Source organism: Pedobacter sp. 22163 (assembly GCF_052045595.1).
Lineage (GTDB): Bacteria > Bacteroidota > Bacteroidia > Sphingobacteriales > Sphingobacteriaceae > Pedobacter.
Window position 1 is genome coordinate 222027 of sequence record NZ_JBQEPM010000008.1, and the last position, 16628, is coordinate 238654.

Annotated in this window: 15 protein-coding genes; 12 read left to right on the plus strand and 3 right to left on the minus strand. The window is 37.7% G+C overall.

Annotated features, from left to right (window positions below; genetic code table 11):
• Positions 1-3 precede the first annotated feature (3 nt).
• From ACTJKN_RS20685 to ACTJKN_RS20740, 12 genes are all read left to right on the plus strand, one after another.
• The gene (locus ACTJKN_RS20685; protein WP_440827636.1) at positions 4-387 is read left to right on the plus strand and encodes a hypothetical protein; all 384 of its coding nucleotides are present in this window, start codon (positions 4-6) and stop codon (positions 385-387) included.
• Positions 388-397: 10 nt separating this feature from the next.
• Positions 398-1927 (plus strand): hypothetical protein, encoded by a 1530-nt coding sequence (locus ACTJKN_RS20690; RefSeq protein ID WP_440827637.1) that lies wholly within the window; start codon positions 398-400, stop codon positions 1925-1927.
• Positions 1928-1931: 4 nt separating this feature from the next.
• On the plus strand, positions 1932-5561 hold the full coding sequence (locus ACTJKN_RS20695) for a hypothetical protein (RefSeq protein ID WP_440827638.1): 3630 nt from the start codon (positions 1932-1934) through the stop codon (positions 5559-5561).
• A 214-nt stretch (positions 5562-5775) separates the two neighbouring features.
• Complete coding sequence (locus ACTJKN_RS20700; protein ID WP_440827639.1) at positions 5776-6294, plus strand: hypothetical protein; 519 nt, start codon at positions 5776-5778, stop codon at positions 6292-6294.
• Between the two features lie 9 nt (positions 6295-6303).
• Positions 6304-7806, plus strand: a complete 1503-nt coding sequence (locus ACTJKN_RS20705; RefSeq protein ID WP_440827640.1) for a hypothetical protein — start codon at positions 6304-6306, stop codon at positions 7804-7806.
• Positions 7803-8558 (plus strand): hypothetical protein, encoded by a 756-nt coding sequence (locus tag ACTJKN_RS20710; RefSeq protein WP_440827641.1) that lies wholly within the window; start codon positions 7803-7805, stop codon positions 8556-8558. Before ACTJKN_RS20705 ends, ACTJKN_RS20710 begins: the two co-directional genes overlap by 4 nt.
• Before the next feature lie 90 nt (positions 8559-8648).
• Positions 8649-10391: a hypothetical protein gene (locus ACTJKN_RS20715; RefSeq protein WP_440827642.1), complete on the plus strand. Its 1743-nt coding sequence runs from the start codon at positions 8649-8651 to the stop codon at positions 10389-10391.
• Positions 10392-10395: 4 nt separating this feature from the next.
• Positions 10396-11385, plus strand: a complete 990-nt coding sequence (locus ACTJKN_RS20720; protein WP_440827643.1) for a hypothetical protein — start codon at positions 10396-10398, stop codon at positions 11383-11385.
• 46 nt (positions 11386-11431) lie between these two features.
• A complete protein-coding gene (locus ACTJKN_RS20725; RefSeq protein WP_440827644.1) occupies positions 11432-11566 on the plus strand; it encodes a DUF6804 family protein in 135 nt (44 codons plus the stop codon).
• Between the two features lie 16 nt (positions 11567-11582).
• On the plus strand, positions 11583-11753 hold the full coding sequence (locus ACTJKN_RS20730) for a DUF6804 family protein (protein WP_440827645.1): 171 nt from the start codon (positions 11583-11585) through the stop codon (positions 11751-11753).
• A 213-nt stretch (positions 11754-11966) separates the two neighbouring features.
• Complete coding sequence (locus ACTJKN_RS20735; protein ID WP_440827646.1) at positions 11967-12494, plus strand: thermonuclease family protein; 528 nt, start codon at positions 11967-11969, stop codon at positions 12492-12494.
• A 77-nt stretch (positions 12495-12571) separates the two neighbouring features.
• Positions 12572-12769: a hypothetical protein gene (locus ACTJKN_RS20740; RefSeq protein WP_440827647.1), complete on the plus strand. Its 198-nt coding sequence runs from the start codon at positions 12572-12574 to the stop codon at positions 12767-12769.
• A gap of 124 nt (positions 12770-12893) precedes the next feature.
• On the opposite strand, the gene ACTJKN_RS20745 is transcribed toward ACTJKN_RS20740, so the two are convergent.
• From ACTJKN_RS20745 to tam, 3 genes are all read right to left on the minus strand, one after another.
• Complete coding sequence (locus ACTJKN_RS20745) at positions 12894-14399, minus strand: serine hydrolase (protein ID WP_440827648.1); 1506 nt, start codon at positions 14397-14399, stop codon at positions 12894-12896.
• Between the two features lie 301 nt (positions 14400-14700).
• On the minus strand, positions 14701-15312 hold the full coding sequence (locus ACTJKN_RS20750) for a GIN domain-containing protein (RefSeq protein WP_440827649.1): 612 nt from the start codon (positions 15310-15312) through the stop codon (positions 14701-14703).
• 458 nt (positions 15313-15770) lie between these two features.
• Positions 15771-16571: a trans-aconitate 2-methyltransferase gene (gene tam / locus ACTJKN_RS20755; RefSeq protein WP_440827650.1), complete on the minus strand. Its 801-nt coding sequence runs from the start codon at positions 16569-16571 to the stop codon at positions 15771-15773.
• Between the last annotated feature and the right edge of the window lie 57 nt (positions 16572-16628).

Consider the following 16628-nt stretch of genomic DNA (forward strand, 5'->3'; position numbering starts at 1 on the left):
AATATGCTTTTAAGTATTTTCTCAGACCTTTATCAGCTCATTTCAGGTGCTCATCAGAGCGTTCCCGACTATGTGGATGAAGTTTACGATAATGTAGGGGTACCTACACTAATTATCGTCTCCATTATCACAGCAATATTCTACCTGTTATTAGGCAGGTGGAAGCCCATATTCTTTAAATCTGGCCATTGGGTATTTACGCTATTACTTACTGCAATAATTGCAGCAGCATTTGCCTTTGCAAGTGCAATGAAAGTAATAGGGGAAGCAGATAGTTACATGTTTAGGTTCTCCCTGATGAATGGTATCTTCTCTGCTATCCTGTTTTTTATCCTTTCAGTTATCCTGAAAAGGCTTTCCATTTTTGCCAAACGCACTCCATTTTAATAAAAAAGACATGATTAGAAATACATTTATTTTCGGTATTGGTGGCACAGGAGCAAGAGTAGTCCGTTCTTTAACCATGTTGCTGGCAGCAGGTACAAAGCTTAACGATACAAACAAGGTTATTCCAGTTATTATAGATGTTGATGCAAAAAACGCAGATACCACACGTACGCTAAAAGCACTCGAAGCCTATAAAACCATTCGGAAAAAAGCTTACATCACTCAAAAAAATGTTGATGGATCGGATATTGCAACTGGTTTTTTTAACACAAACCTTAATACCTTAAGTTCATTACAGACCGAAGGTGCCGAAAAGATTGATGATTCCTTTCAGCTTAAATTCGATAATCTAGAAACTTCTTTTATCAAATACATCGATCCAAAAGAGGAACTAGTTAACGATGTAACAATGGATTTTTTAAGGGCATTGTATGATGATACACCGTCGAGCCATACCAATTTCGAAAATACCGAACTTAATCTCCGTTTAGATGAAGGTTTTAAAGGAAATCCAAATATTGGATGTGTAGTTTTTAATAGTTTATCAAACCTCAAAGAATACCAGTTTGTAGTTAAGAGTATAAACCCGGATGATAGGATATTTATTGTAAGCTCAATTTTTGGTGGAACAGGCTCTTCAGGATTTCCGCAATTGATTAAGTTGATAAAAGGGGACGATAGATTACGTAATATCAAACTTGGTGCACTAACGGTAATGCCCTATTATAAAATTGCCGATAAAAACAAAGCTGGTGGCGATGGTAATATAAAATCAGGAAGTTTTGATGCTAAAACAGAAGCTGCATTAACTTATTACTCCAAGCATCTTGCAGGCAAACTGAATGCGCTTTACCATGTTTGGGATAATCCGATTAAACAATACGATTACAATGCAGGTGGTGATGCACAGCTAGATCCGGCTCACTTAGTTGAAATGATAGGTGCTACTGCAGTTATCGATTTTATCAACAAACCCGATGAAATGCTTAATCAAAATAGCACAACGAAATATTTTGATTATGGCATTATCCAGGAAAGTGCTGCTGTTGATTTTAGACATTTTTACGAGTGGTCCTCCAAGCAGATTATGGAGCCCTTGGCTTTATTTTCTTATGCCATGAAAATCTATCTAGACTATTTTCCCAAGTTTAAAGATATGGCCTTTTATAAAGATCTTTTGGCAGATAAAATCCATTCGGATATTTTTTATCAGACTTTATCAACATTTCTAGGCACCCATTTTAAAGGATGGCTTAAGGAAATGGCAGATAACGAGCGAAGATTTGAACCCTTTCAGTTAAATGAGGAGCTTAATTCGTTCATAACGGGTAAGATTATACCAATTAAAAAAGTGCTGGGTGTGACCATAAACTCGGGCTTGAGCGAGCTTTTTATAAAAGAGAGGCTAGGTAAAATAGAAGACGAACTTAAAAAAACGATACCAGACCCCGAAAAGGAAAAAAGACTGCTACAGCTCCTTAATCAAGTTGCACAAGATTGCTACAAGGTTTTAGATTCATTACCCACTATGACAGAATAAAGATATGGCATATACATTTAGAAAATACGGGGGTTTTAATCCCAATGAGGTAAAGTGCTGGTCGCTTACCAATCAGATAAAAGTAGACCACTTTGAAATCCGCGAAACTTTTGCCAGGCGGGGTAAATCCAAGGTCGGAACATCAATCCCATCCCCGATGGCCAGAATGGAACTTTTTGAAACGGCCTTTCAAATGGTCTCTTCAGATAACCAAACCACGCTAAAAGGCTCATCTACCTATCATCAATTGGTATCGGACTGCCTGGATATGATGCAACTTTTATTTAATACCAACGAATCAGACATCGGGCCAGGAAAGAAAATATGGTTTAAAGAATGGCGTGTACAAGAAAGTTTGAATAAGCTTAGTGCAACAGCAAAAAACCACCCCCATCAACTCCTTGCTAAAGCTTTTTCGCTTGTTTTTGATGGGCATTCGGCACAGCCAGAATTTGCGGGTACCGAAAGTATTTATCTGATTTATTATGAAAATAAGCTTATGGGTGGCACCTCGCCACTTACATTGTTTTTTACTTCGCCAAACTGGGACCGCTATGTTACAGATAAACAGATTGCTCATCTTCCTAAAGGGAATGATGGAAGTACCTTTTTTAGCGATGATTACAAGGCCTTATTCGAACGCGACCGCTCGTTTGTGGAATATTTATATAAGGTATTGCTAAAAAATCCACAAGGATTTGAAAAGTGTATGGGGTTGAAACAATACATTAACAGAACCATCGAAACCCATTTTCCAGATCTTCAGCATAAATTTATGGACTGGGGTAGAAACGAAACCAACAGCCTGAATAACGAATATTTGGCGCTTAAAACCAATATCGGTGGTAAACTCCTCACCGTAAATGGTATATACTTTTATCACCAAAGTGAAGAGGTAAAACGTAAAAAAATCAGGTTGATCAGCGATTTTGTTATCAGGGCATCCAATAATAAATATGCCAGTCAAAAAGATAGGGAGGGAAATAATATAAAGGTAGAAGCACCGCTTGTACTGGTAGATGGGATGAATTTGCCAGGCGATTATATGGAGGAAAATGCAGCCTGGGACTCTACAACCAAAATCAGATACTATCTTCATCAGCATACACCAATATTCGAACGAAAACTCCCTCAGGGCGATTCTTTAACAGTAAACTATCCGTTTATCACTACTGATGATTTTTTAGAAGACACCCTAATGGAAATGCCTTTTAAAATCAATAAAACTAAATTCTTTACCGGTGTAAATGGTGATTTTAAATACTTGCTTCCCATCAAAAAGGAGTATTTTAACTTTTTCAACTTCGAGGATCTAAAAAAAAACCTCGATATCAAAATAGTAAGTAACGACGTAACCGTAACTTTAAAAGTACCAATAAACAATAAAAAGGGTATTAATGAAATTGCTTTTGTAAAAACGTATTCTACCAACCAGATTATTAAATGCAAAGCTGATATTGGTATATTTCCTTTTTATAAGATTAACGAATCTGATCCAAAGTATCACTTTCTAAACGATTTTACGGTACTGCTGGCCGAACGTAATGATACGCTTAAACTAGAAGCACTTAATTTTTATTCTTATGATGGAGTAGTATATACCGACAATAGCCATGCTGATAAGATTAAATCTACCGCTACGCAACGAACAACTTATGCCGATGCAGAGGGAGTAGCATTGGCCGCTTCTAAATATTATAAGATAAAAAAGTCTTTCGATTACTTAGAGCTTAAATATGTAAGCGATCAGCTTGAAATATCAGGTATCATTATCCCGAATTTTGAAGGTAGGGTTTTTAATAAGTCAAACCTCAATAAGTCGATGACATTTGCTATTGACTTCGGTACCTCAAACACCCACATAGCCTATAAACAAAATGGTTTCCCATTACCGCTACCTTTCGAGATTGATGAAGCAGATCAACAGATGGTAATGTTAAATGAACCGCTGTTATCTGGGGATTTAGGTAACAGCTATAATCATTTCGGACAGATGCCGGAAGCAGCCTTGACAGTTAACCGTGAGTTTATGCCGAGGATTATTAAATCTAAGGGCCACTCAACTGTATCTTTTCCTTTTAAAACTGCTACCTGCGAGGTATCAACCTTTAATAACCTGGACAAAGAAAAAGCAGAACTTTTTAGCCACATCAACATTGGTTTTAACATCGACCGTGAATTTAGTGGTGATTCGATTTATACAACTAATCTTAAGTGGTTGTTAGAAAACAATTCGGATGTAAGCAGAAGTGTATCAAACAGATCGAGGGTTCGCTTTTTTCTAACACAGTTAATGCTGCAGATTAAAGCTAAAGCTATTCTCAATTTCTGTTTGCCTGAGCAGGTAGATGTACTTTGGTCTATTCCATCTTCTATGGATAAACAAACAGCGGCCGAATTAACTAAAATTATAAAGGAGGCGTATGCTACCGTGTTTGATAATGTTGACATAACAAAGCTAGCACAATTGGGCTTTCCAACTAAAGAGTCAATCGCACCATATTTCTTTCTTACCAAGAATGACAGCGGAATTCAAGCGGAGACAAATATCATCAATATCGACATTGGTGGTGGTACTACTGATATCATGATGTTTATGGATGCAACCGGCAATAGAAAAGACAAATATCTTACTACCTCATTCAGGTTTGCCGGAAACGATATCTGGGGAAGTGGTTATAAGGGAAGCTTGAAAAATAATGGCTTTATTAACAACTATTTGTTCTACAAATCCGCCAACAATATAGAGCACGATGAAATGCGGTATTTCAAACATGCAGAAAATGACAACAATTTAAGTTCGGATGATTTAATTAGCTTGCTTTTTAAATATGATAAGCAATCAAAATATAGCGATTCGATTACAGATGGAAATACTAATCTTTCAATCGTCTTATATTTACATTATAGCGCCATTGTTTATCACATCTGTCAGATCATTACAGCCAAACAATATCCTTTACCCCGTTATCTTTCCTTTACAGGCAAGGGCAGCCAATACCTAAAATTGCTTTGCAACGGGAGTGAAAATGAATTAAATGAGTTTACAAAATTATTACTTCGTACTTATTCCAATCAAGTACTACCAACTTCTTTTAAAGTTCACATTAATGAAGATCCTAAAGTAATAACAGCAAATGGCGTTATAGAATATGCAAAAGCCGATATCCAGGATCAGTTTGTTGAAGTTCCTAGAGGCGAAACCTTCGAAAGTTTAGATCATGATCAAAGAAAAAAATACCAGGACTTTGTACACGCCGGTTCAGGCAACGATGACTTGATTACTCCCAACGAATTTGCAGTTAAAGATACACAGAACCTGGATAGTGAAATCAATTTAGCTGTTTTAAAAAATGTAAACAGATTTTTAGAACTCACTTTTGGTAATAAACAGATTATAGATTTTCTCTATGCTTTTAAGATTAAGAATACCAAGCTGGTACTCGATTCGCTAAAATGGAACGGAGATATTTTTAATGGCGAAGGGCTTATTTACGATAGTTATAAAAAAGTATTGAAAGATCTCCATAAGCAGGATGGTGAAAACCAACTTTCCGAGTCGCTTTTCTTCTTTGCGTTTAAAGATTCACTTTACAGGCTTTCTAAAATATTAACCGAAGCTAACCCATTATAATGATATGTATAAAAGAACCATCTACCTTTTTTTAATCTTAGTATTATCTGTTTTTCAGTTAAAGGCGCAGTCACTGACTTCTGGGCTTAGCGATACAAAGCTTATTACCCCAACGAATATAACATACTTACAATCTATCATCATTCTATGTCTATTGATTTATCTAATTATTGTTTTAAAGAAAAGGAAAAGCAGGCAAAAAGAACTGGCATTTTTGAAAAGTGAAACCACAAATACAACGTGGGAGAAGGCCCAATTGAAAACTGAATTGGAGGATTTAAAGGCCAAGAACGGTAAGTTGGAAGAAGAAATGAATCTAATTAGGTTGAAAGAAGAAACACCATTAAAAGAATTAGTCCCAGAAGAACCAAGTAATGTAAATACCATAGAATGGCAAATCGACAAACCGGAAATAATTAAACAACCAGAACACTTTTACACTAAATACGCCGATCTGATTGATGGCTTTTCTGTAGCAGAGTTGGTAGAAGAAGAAAACAACGAAACTATTTTCGAGATCAGGCTACAATCACCCAATAAGGCATTCTTTAAGGTGAGTGAAAATCCAGCAGCACAAAAATACGCCTTAACCAATGCCGATTATTTTCTGCAAAAAACCTGTATGTATGATGTAGTGCCTTTTGGACAAATTATAACGGAAAAGGAAGGACAGCTATCGCTCTCCGGCGGGAAGTGGGAAATTATCGAACCGGCCAAAATCTCTTTTAAATAAATACTGTAAATGGAAGATTTGCACGAAATAAAAAAGGTTATCCATGATCTGCTAGTAGATCGGATGGGAGAAGTTAATGATGCTGATCTTTTTTTAATCAGAAAGCGGGCTCTAGAAACTGGTTTAGATAACCAACAATTTGGTCTTTTACTTCAAGAAGTTCATAATAGCATCAACTGGGTCAAACTTCGGGATGAGCAGGAGGGAAAGGACCGTGTGATGGGCCTTCCAGTTAATTTGTTTGAACAGCAGGTAAAGAGTTTGAACAAGTTGGGAGAAGTTCTATTTAATGATAGGATCAAAGCGCTTCGGTATTTGGAGGATCATATTTTTCTTAAAGAAAATATCAATTACCTCAGTAACCAGAATGTAGACCTTACTATGGGGTTTTTGGATATCTATAGTACTGAACGCGATCCAGAAAAAAGGTTTCTGAAAATTGTTTATCAGCTAAATAAAAGTTTGCCATTTAAAGTTGGGCACGAAAGCTTTACAACACTTAACGATCTTCTCCAAAAAGGTTGGCACAATTACGATTTCTTTGAGGCCATATATAACAAGTTTGTAGCGGGGCATTTACAGTTGTGGATTAAACAATGCTTTCCTGAACTGGCAGATGTTTTGCCCAGAGGAAAATCTTTTAAAGACTTTATATATTTTATTTACTCATTTAATTCCGAATACCCATTTTATATCGGGCAAGAGTTATTCCTTACACCCGAAGATATTGCGGTAAGGGCGAAAAAGGAAAGTGGGTTTTGGCCGGTTCTATTAAAATCGATACAGGATGAGCATTTATTTACTTGGTTGGAAAGAACAGGCAGGAATAACATAATTGTTGATTACCAAGTGCAGACTAAACTTTTAATTGATCAGGAAAAAAACCAACACGATCTGGTCTGCGGCCTGATACAAAAACTGATAGAAATTATCCAACCTGAAATTGAATTACCAAGTCTTGCTGTTTCTGTTGATCAACTTAGCTTTCTAGGTATTGAATCCAAACCACTTTTTCAGCCTATCACAATTTCTTTAAGTAATACTGGCTTTGTAAAAGCAACTGTATCGCTTGATCAAAAAATAGATGGAATTGTAATTGAAGAAGGATATGTTAGCTTTTTTGATTTAGAACGCGCAAAATCGATAACCCTTCATCTAAATATAGATCCGTTAAAATTGGTAAAGAATAGGTTATATACCTTAAACCTTAATATTAAAACCAATTATCAAACACTAAGCATCCCTATTTCAGTTAAAACTGTTTTCCCGTTAAAAACATTTTTATTCTACTTATTAAAATATGCTTTTTTTACAAGTGTTTTCTTTGGGTTTATCCGGATACTCATCAGTGCTGCAAATGGTGGTAATACTTGGCTTAAACCTGAAATTGTGTGGAGACATATAAGTGCCCAGGTTCCAACTAATCATGTAGCTTACATCGCCATTTTTACCCTTTCTGTTGCTATTCCCATTTTACTTTGGCCAAAAATTAAAAAGATCGAAAAGATATGAAAAGCACATTTAAACCTATTAAGCCCCAGGAAAGCCATCTTTGGAAATATATAATTGCAGCGCTTTTTTTTTCTGTTGTTCTTCATAATTTTTTTGGTGCGATTACTTACAATACGTTTGTTATTATAGACAATGTTTTAAGAGCATCTGGGGCAAACTCATCCATATTTACATGGTGGTTTACCGGAGGTTTTATCGGTATTTGTATTGGTAGTTTTATTGCTTGCCGCAAATTCCAGTTAAACCGTAAAATCAGCTTATTTGCAGCATTGCCGATCGCAATGATATTGATCCTGTTTTTAGTTAATGCAGGCCCGTTATCTTCTATTTATCCCAGAACAGAATTACAGGCAAAAACAGATGAAGAGCTTTCAACAGTAGATTCTGCAGTAATCATTACCGATACCTTTGCCATTACGCCTAAAAGAAAGCTGCCACAACAAAAAAAAATCAAAAAAGAAATACCAGTTCTCAACTGCATTAATAAAACTACTCAGGTAAGTCTCACCGTAAAGTCTGATAGTGTTAGACTTTTTTTTAGGACCGCAAAAATTAAAGACGGCGAATGGAGCGACTGGGAATCGATTTTTATCCCCCAACCGGGGCAATATGCATTGTCAGGAAAAAGAGGTAAAGTAATCACAAATAGTATTCAATACTATTATGAAGTAAAACAGGAAGCAACGCGGTCGGCAAATAATCCATTTACCAAATCGCTTTGTACGGGCGAGCTCAATATTGATACCTACTAATAGGATTATGCCAAATCGTTCATTCTCAAATCCGAATTTATTATTCCAAATGCTTTAAGCTTTACTATCTATCTAATTTTCAATATTGTTATGTTAAAATATGTATTTATCGTTATGATTTGCCTCGTGTTTAGCAAATCATTAATCGCACAATCAAAGTGGCAACCCAAAGGGATTCTTTATACCGATAAAAATATCACGGTAGAAATCGAGTACTTACTCTCACCTAATTCCTGTAATAATGATAATAATCAGTCTTATTATCGGTACCGAATTACGAAGATTGGCAAGGCAAGAAACTATTATATCAATTGGCGGTTCGATTTCTTTAACTGTAGTAATGAATTAAAGACCCAGTTAAATAGTGTATTAATTAATAGTAATACAAAACTGGGTATTATTATGCCGCCAAACAACGCTTTTTTTGCTAAGAAAATGGCCAATTTTTCAAATGATATTAGAATATCGAAGAGTTTACCCGAAATAGGTTTTTACAAACCAAGCTCTCCGCTTTCTATGGAGCCAATCGCCATAAAGGGAAGTACCGAACTTAATTCGGGCGAATCAACCACACTAACACTAGAAGGTGGAAATTTGGCTCAAGGCGCTACCTGGATGTGGTACGAGGAGAATTGTGGTACAAAACTAATCGGCACAGGCCCTAGTTTAACCTTAAGCCCTGATCATACTTTCACCATTTTTGTGCGCGGCGAAGGTAAAAACATTACAAGTTGTACTTCTACAAAAATTAATGTTAATAAAAAGAGTATTGCCGCCAAAGTAATCCGTGGTCGGGCAGTGATTTGTGAAGGAGAACAGAATATTACCTTAAGTGTAGAGGGAGGTAAATTATCAGGTGTTGCTAAGTGGGTATGGTACGCTAACAGCTGTGATGGAGAAAAGATTGGAGAAGGAGCATCCATTAATGTATCGCCAATAAAAACAACTACCTATTTTGTACGGGCCGAAGATGGTTCCGATAAAACAGCCTGTAAATCTTTTCTACTCAGTGTAACCAATAAATCAATTATACCAAATGCTATTATTGGTGATGTAAATACCCTGTATGGTAACGAAATAACTTTAACAGTAAGTGGAGGCTATCTGGCAGCTAATGCCAAATGGGTATGGTACAAAGGAAGTAGTCCAAACAGAACAATGATTGGAACTGGCTATAGCATCAATACAGGTCGAATTTATTCTCCAGATACTTTTTCGGTTCGTGCAGAAGGCGACTGTAACAATACAGAATTTTTAAGTAAAGTTATAAATATTAAAAATGCACCTAAATCAGGTAATATAAATACAACAAATAGTAAAAATCGATTCTTTATAAACGGAGGTATTGTTTTTAACGATGTTTCTTCAGCAACTAAAACAAATAATTTTAATATTACCTTGGGAGGTGGTGGAAAAGTTGGCTGGTTTGCAAAGGTAAAAATCAGTAGCAAATCTACTGATGCCCCATTCAAAACAAATAATACTTCTTTAACCGCTTACGGTGTTCCAGGTTATTATAGTTATAACGGAAATACAGTTAGTGAAAGAACAGCATACACTGCCGGCCTATTCTTTGGCAATAATATAGTTTCGGGCTACATTGGTGGCGGCTATGGTAACCGAAAGCTTTTGTGGGGGATTAATAAGTACCAATATGATAGCATAATCCCACTTTCGGCTAGTTATGCAGAAAATATTAACAACAGTTTTAAAGGAGCAGAAATTGAGGCGGGAATAATACTAAGATATGGGTTTATAAACATAATGGGAGGTGTTAGTTCAATACAGTTTAAATACACAGATTTTAATGCAGGTGTCGGATTTAATTTTTAAAAAAATGAATGTATTCAATAAAATAAATATACTATTATTTATAGCTATCGGCTTGATCTTCAGCTGTACAAAAGACCCATCAATTCCAATAAATAGCAGCACCAAGATTGAAATAAGCAAACCTACGCTATCAGCTATTACCCAGGTTGGTGCCACTGCCACAGCAAAAGCTGATGGGGGATTAAATGGTGATATTATTGATAAGGGAATATGTTGGTCTACAACGATTAATCCGACTGTTAGCAATTCGCAAAAGCTGAGTGGTGGATTAGGCGAAGGGCCGTTTATTGTCAATTTACCAAATCTGATTCCAGGAACCAGTTATTTTGTACGTGCCTATTTTCAAAGCAAAAATGAAATTATCTATAGCGAACAAATGCAGTTTAAAACGGTTGATTATCAATTTGCTAGTGTAGCCACGAATAGTGTAACCAATATTACTTTAACCAGTGTTTCGGCGGTTGGTGCTGTTACTGCAACAGGAGGTGGAATGATAAGTACAAGAGGATTTTGTTGGAATACCAGCCCAACACCTACAACTGCAAATAGCCATATTAATGTGGCAAGTGGTTTAGGGACTTTCAATGCCGATATACCCAATTTAAACCCTGGAACAACTTATTACCTTCGTACTTTCGCAACAAATCAAGCCGGTACAGCTTATGGCAACCAAATCAGTTTTACCACCGTAAGTGTAAAACTTGCAACAGTAGGTTCAATAAGCATAACATCTATAACGAAGAGCGGAGCCTTTGCAAGTGGAAGCATAACGGCCGATGGTGGAGGGGCAATTAGCTCCAGAGGAATATGTTATAGCACTAATATAAATCCTACAATAACAAGTAGCATGTACAATAATAACGGGACTGGAACGGGTACTGTTTCTTATTCAATCTCAGGATTACAAACTGCTACCACTTATTACGTTAGAGCTTATGCTATAAATTCAGCGGGGATTTCTTATGGCGCTCAGATTAGCTTTAGAACACTTTAATTAGATAACAATTAATTTTTCACAGTGCATAACCATCATTTTACAAATGGTAACATTAATAAAAATTTTATTAGCAGGCCTACTGATTATCTGTTTGGCAAACATGCCTTATGGCTACTATCAATTAATTAGATTTTTAGCCATGGTAGGTTTTGGAATGTTGGGCTTACCACGTAAATAAAAACGGCAATCTAACCATGGCTATTACTTATATAACATTGGCAATACTGTTTCAACCAATATTTAAAATAGCATTGGGGCGCTTCTTATGGAATGTGGTAGATGTGATTGTGGCCCTCGGATTAATAATTTCAATTTATATAAATCCTAGAATCAACAATATTGATAAGCAGTCAAAACTAAATTAGTTATTGTATTAATCCCATAATCATGAAAACGCTCTCCCTGCTCCTCTTTTCCTTTATTAACATTACTTGTAAAGAAAATACAAGCGTGTACATTTGCAACAGTTCCGGCGCTAAAAAATACCACTATACCTCCGGTTGCCGCGGTTTAAGCAATTGCACGTATAAAATTATAAAGGTGGATATAGAAAAAGCCAAAAAAGACGGAAAAACATTATGCGGTTGGGAAAAATAAGTTTATTGGTTTTATTGTTAACACTCCAGGCTTGTTTCATCCCACCAGGCGAAAGCAAGCCACTAATAAATTACAACCATCTTGTTTTTACCGCCAAAGTGATCCGCATTATGGATGGCGATACCATGGAAGTATTATACCACAACCAGCCCGTTAAAGTCCGCCTGGCACATATCGATTGCCCTGAGAAACGTGGTTCGCAACCTTTTGGTAATCGTGCCAAAAAAGCACTTTCCGATTTGTGTTTCGGGCAAATGGTTAGCGTACAAGGCCAAAAATACGACCGTTATAAAAGGTTAATTGCTGTAGTGATTAACAGCAAAAAACAGGTACTCAACCAGGAAATGATTAAACAGGGCATGGCCTGGCATTATAAAAAATATTCAAGCGATTTGCTTTATGCCCAGTTAGAAATAAGAGCTAGGAAAAGTAAGGTAGGCTTATGGCAAGAGAAAGATGCTGTAGCACCCTGGGAATGGCGGGAAACGAAGCATGCTTTGGCAAAGTAGATAGTAGAGTCCCCCTTTCTATACATGTTAATTGTGTTGTGAATAAACCTGCGAATCTACTTAAAATTCCTCCCAGCATGAAAAGCATCTTTAGTTTCCTTGTTCACTTCCTCGCGAAACTGCGATCGTTTATTCTGTGCAGACTAATATGCAGTTCATCACTCCACAATAAGGTCAATGCCGGTAGATCGGCAACGGCAAACGGGCCATCAGCTGCAGCACCAAAAGCGCAACCTGGAAAGCAAACAAGTAAAAAAGAAGTTGCAGCACATTGATAAAAGCAGAAAGCCACGTTGGGCCGCGATATGCATAGGGCTGACAGTTGTACTGGGGCTAATAAGAAAATGGCCCTTCGCCTGAATGTTATAAATTCCTTGCCTAAATATCCGGGCAAGGAATTTATAATTTCTTTGCATGAATGGTTCGGCCTTGTATAAAGATCATCTCTTTTATTAATCCATTCTGATCTTTTACGAACTCCATACTTGCCTGAATGGTTTTAAAGAAAAATTTGTTACCACTTTCTGCAAAGGCTTCTATTTTGGGCTGCCCGGTTGCCTGTACGAAAACCTTTTTACCCTCGCGGCTTACAGTTAATACCAGTTCGGGAGTAAGCTGGTAATTACCAAGATAACGATCCAGATCCTCATCAGGAACATCAGCGAGGGTAACCTTTTTGGTTTTGCTTAAGCCTTTGAAGTTATATACGGTGGAAATGCTGTTGATCAGCTCCTGAACAATTTCTCCGTTATCTGAATTAACCATAACGACCAAACCATTTCCCCCCTCAAAACTACCATAGTATCCGCCAGTAAATCCTGCGTTCCCTGCACCGTGGCCAAAGTACTTTATTCCATCATAATCCTCCACAAAAACACCTAATGCAGCGCCATTTTTATTCATGTATGGGCTAAGGCGTAATTTTGTATGCTGCTGATCAAGAACCTTTGCCGATTTACCCTGGTAGGCAAGCTGGGTTTCGATGATATATTTGGCCAGATCTCTGGGGTTTGTCCATAAACCGGCAGCAGCCTGCTCCGGGTAAATATGATATTTCCCCTTCACCTCTTTTCCATCGCCATCGTATCCTGCAGATAGCAGTTCCTGCCTGATGCCCAATGGCGGCTGCGCAAAAGTACTGCTGAGCATACCCAGCGGCTTTAGTACCTGCTCCATTAAATAGTTTTCGTACCGTTGCCCGGTAATATCTGTGAGTATAAGCTGGGAAATTGTTGTTCCTCCTCCAGAATATTCCTGGCGGGTTCCAGGAACGAAAAGTGAGTGTACCGCATCAGAATTGGCCGGAGATTGTCCGTTTAAAATCTGGATGACCGAAGGTAGCGGCTTACCAGCCTCATAGCCTCCAAAGCCATGCACATTCAACCCGGCGGTATGGCTGAGCAGATTTGCCATATTGATTTTTTTGCCTTTCGAAATCGAATCGTAAGGGAATTTCCAGCTTTTGAGATAAGTATTGATATCTGCATATAAATCCAGATTCCGGTCTTTAAAAAGCTTCAATATGGCCACGCTGTTTAGCGATTTACTGATGGACGCTGCCTGAAATAGCGTTTTATCGCTTACCCGAATTTTCTTTTCTTTATCTGCAAAGCCATAGCCTTTTGCAAAATCGACCTTATAATCTTTAATTACCGCGATGCTGAGCCCCTGTACTTTAAAATGTTTCATCCGCTCGAGCAAATTAAAAGGAGCAGAATCACCGGTCTGGATGTTTTCGGTGAGGCCGTTCTCAACCTGCCTGATCCGGTCCTCCACTGTAGATTGCGCAAGGGTAGTGCTAAAAATGAAAACCGAAAAAAACAAGACCAGAGCGGCGGTCAATTTATAGGATTCCTGGCTGGCCTCCTTAAGGCTACCCAAATGGGTTGTTTCTGTATTTTTCATAGCATATTATGGTGTAGTCCGGAACAGCTCAGGATTATTGGTTTTATAATGAATAAACTTAATCTCGGTTTTCTGATGGTGTTCTCAGGCAGTAGAGATTTTTTGTCATATAACGCTGCAGGTCAAAAATAATAATTACCCGTTTAAAACCAAGGTTAATGGCTGGATATATCAACAAGCTATGCCCATTTTTAAAACTTACAATCTGATGGTTTAGCATTATACGGAATATTCTTTAAATTACTCCCTTAAACAAAAAAGCCGCCCAATGGGCAGCTTTAACTTATCTGATCGTTATTTATTATTTTGCTAAATTCATTGCATTTTGTTCGGCATCCATAATCGCTTCAGAAGCATACGATGCAGATTTAAGGCTGGCAAAATCGGCTAATTTTACATTTTTCATGTTGCCTGCAATCATAATACTTTCGCCAGCAGTACCATTTAATTTTAATACCGCATCATCTTTAACGATCGTATATAAACTGCTTGCTGTGGTTTTGATTTTCGCGGTAGCGCTTTGGCTCAAAAATAACTGAAGGTTTTTTACATCGAAATTATTGCTGGTAACCACAACCGATTGCCCATAAGCTTCGATTCTTTCTAAATCTTTTACGGTAATGTTCAGTGTAACCTGACTGGTTTCCATTGAATTGATGAACAAGGTTTTTCCATCAGTAGATACCGAGGTTTTTGAAGCATCATAGTTGCTCATGCCCGCTACGTTCTGTTTATCGCCTTGCGTTAAAATAAGCTTCACGTTACCACTCACCCAGATCCGATCAAACTTTGATAAAGAAGAAGTTTTTGTTTCTGATTTAACCGGCTCAGCAGCAAAAGTTGCCATGGCTGATGAAGTAAATAATACGGCTGTTAATGCTGCTGCGAATATTGTTTTTGCTAAAGTTTTCATATCGTTTATATTTTAGGTTTTTGCTGTTGTTTTGTTATTAAGACGCAGCTGCCCGCCAAACGTTGCAGGCAAAAACCCGGTATTATACCAGCGTTGGTAAGCACCAGACCAACGCCTGTAATTTCTAGACGAACGGTTATTGATCATGAACGGTTTGAGGCAATAGTTCCCCGCAATACCGTATTAACTTAAAACGCAGCTTTGTAACTGTGTAATGGCAAAATTGTAGTGATTTAAAAGGAAGTATTTGCTTCTCTTTTTTAACATGCCTTAATTGAGGGGTTTATTTATTTCTCCTGCCTGGCAGCATACAGCATAATTTGAAATGCTCTTTGAATTTGTCGGATTGCCCAAAGGACTCCTACGGAGGGCCTGTCCAAACGCCCTGTAAACATTCAAAAATAAATGTCCCTTACGATGACAATTCTATATTTATGATACAGACTCAAATTTATTTTTTACTTAAAATTAGTCGCTACCATAAACAAACGTGGGAAAGGCAATAACACGCTTCCGTCGGAAAATACAGGATACACCTTGCTAATTTCTTGTATATACTGTGCAAGGAAAGCTTCTTTTTCATCGGCCGTTAAAGGATCAAGGAATGGACGTAGTCCTGTGCCCTTTAACCACTCTACTATGGCTGCTACACCGCCAAAAAGCGGGTGGTAATAGGTGGTACGCCAGATATCTAATGTTTCTACGCTACTGTGCAGGTTTTGATAATACCACTCGGCACCTTCGCGGGGCAAACGTTTTGAAGGAACGGCCAGCTTTTCTGCCCAAGGTGCTTTGGCAGCCGTTACACGCATTAAACGGTGCGTGTGTTCATCCAGGTTATCAGGCATTTGAACCGCCAAAACACCTCCCCTGGTTAGTTTTTTAATTAAGGCAGGAAATAAGGTTGCATGATTAGGCACCCACTGCAATGAGGCATTGGCAAAAATGAGATCGTAAAGCCCATCACCTTCCCATTGGTTAATATCGGCCACTTCGAACCGCAGATTGGGTAAACGTTTACGGGCAGCCCCGATCATATCCGTAGAACTGTCTATCCCGGTAATTACAGCATCTGGAAAGTATTGCTGCAGAAACGCGGTAGAATTGCCCGGCCCGCAGCCGAGATCGATAACTGTATTGATTTCTCTTGTGGGAACATGCGATAACAGATCTACAATAGGGCGGTTACGCTCTTTTTCGAATTTACTGTACTGCGCAGCCGACCAGGTGTTTGGTTGAGATTGATCTATTTTTTGCATGGTAAAAACTAAACAGTTAAGGCTACATTTAGTTTAATAGTGGTATAAATTATTGAT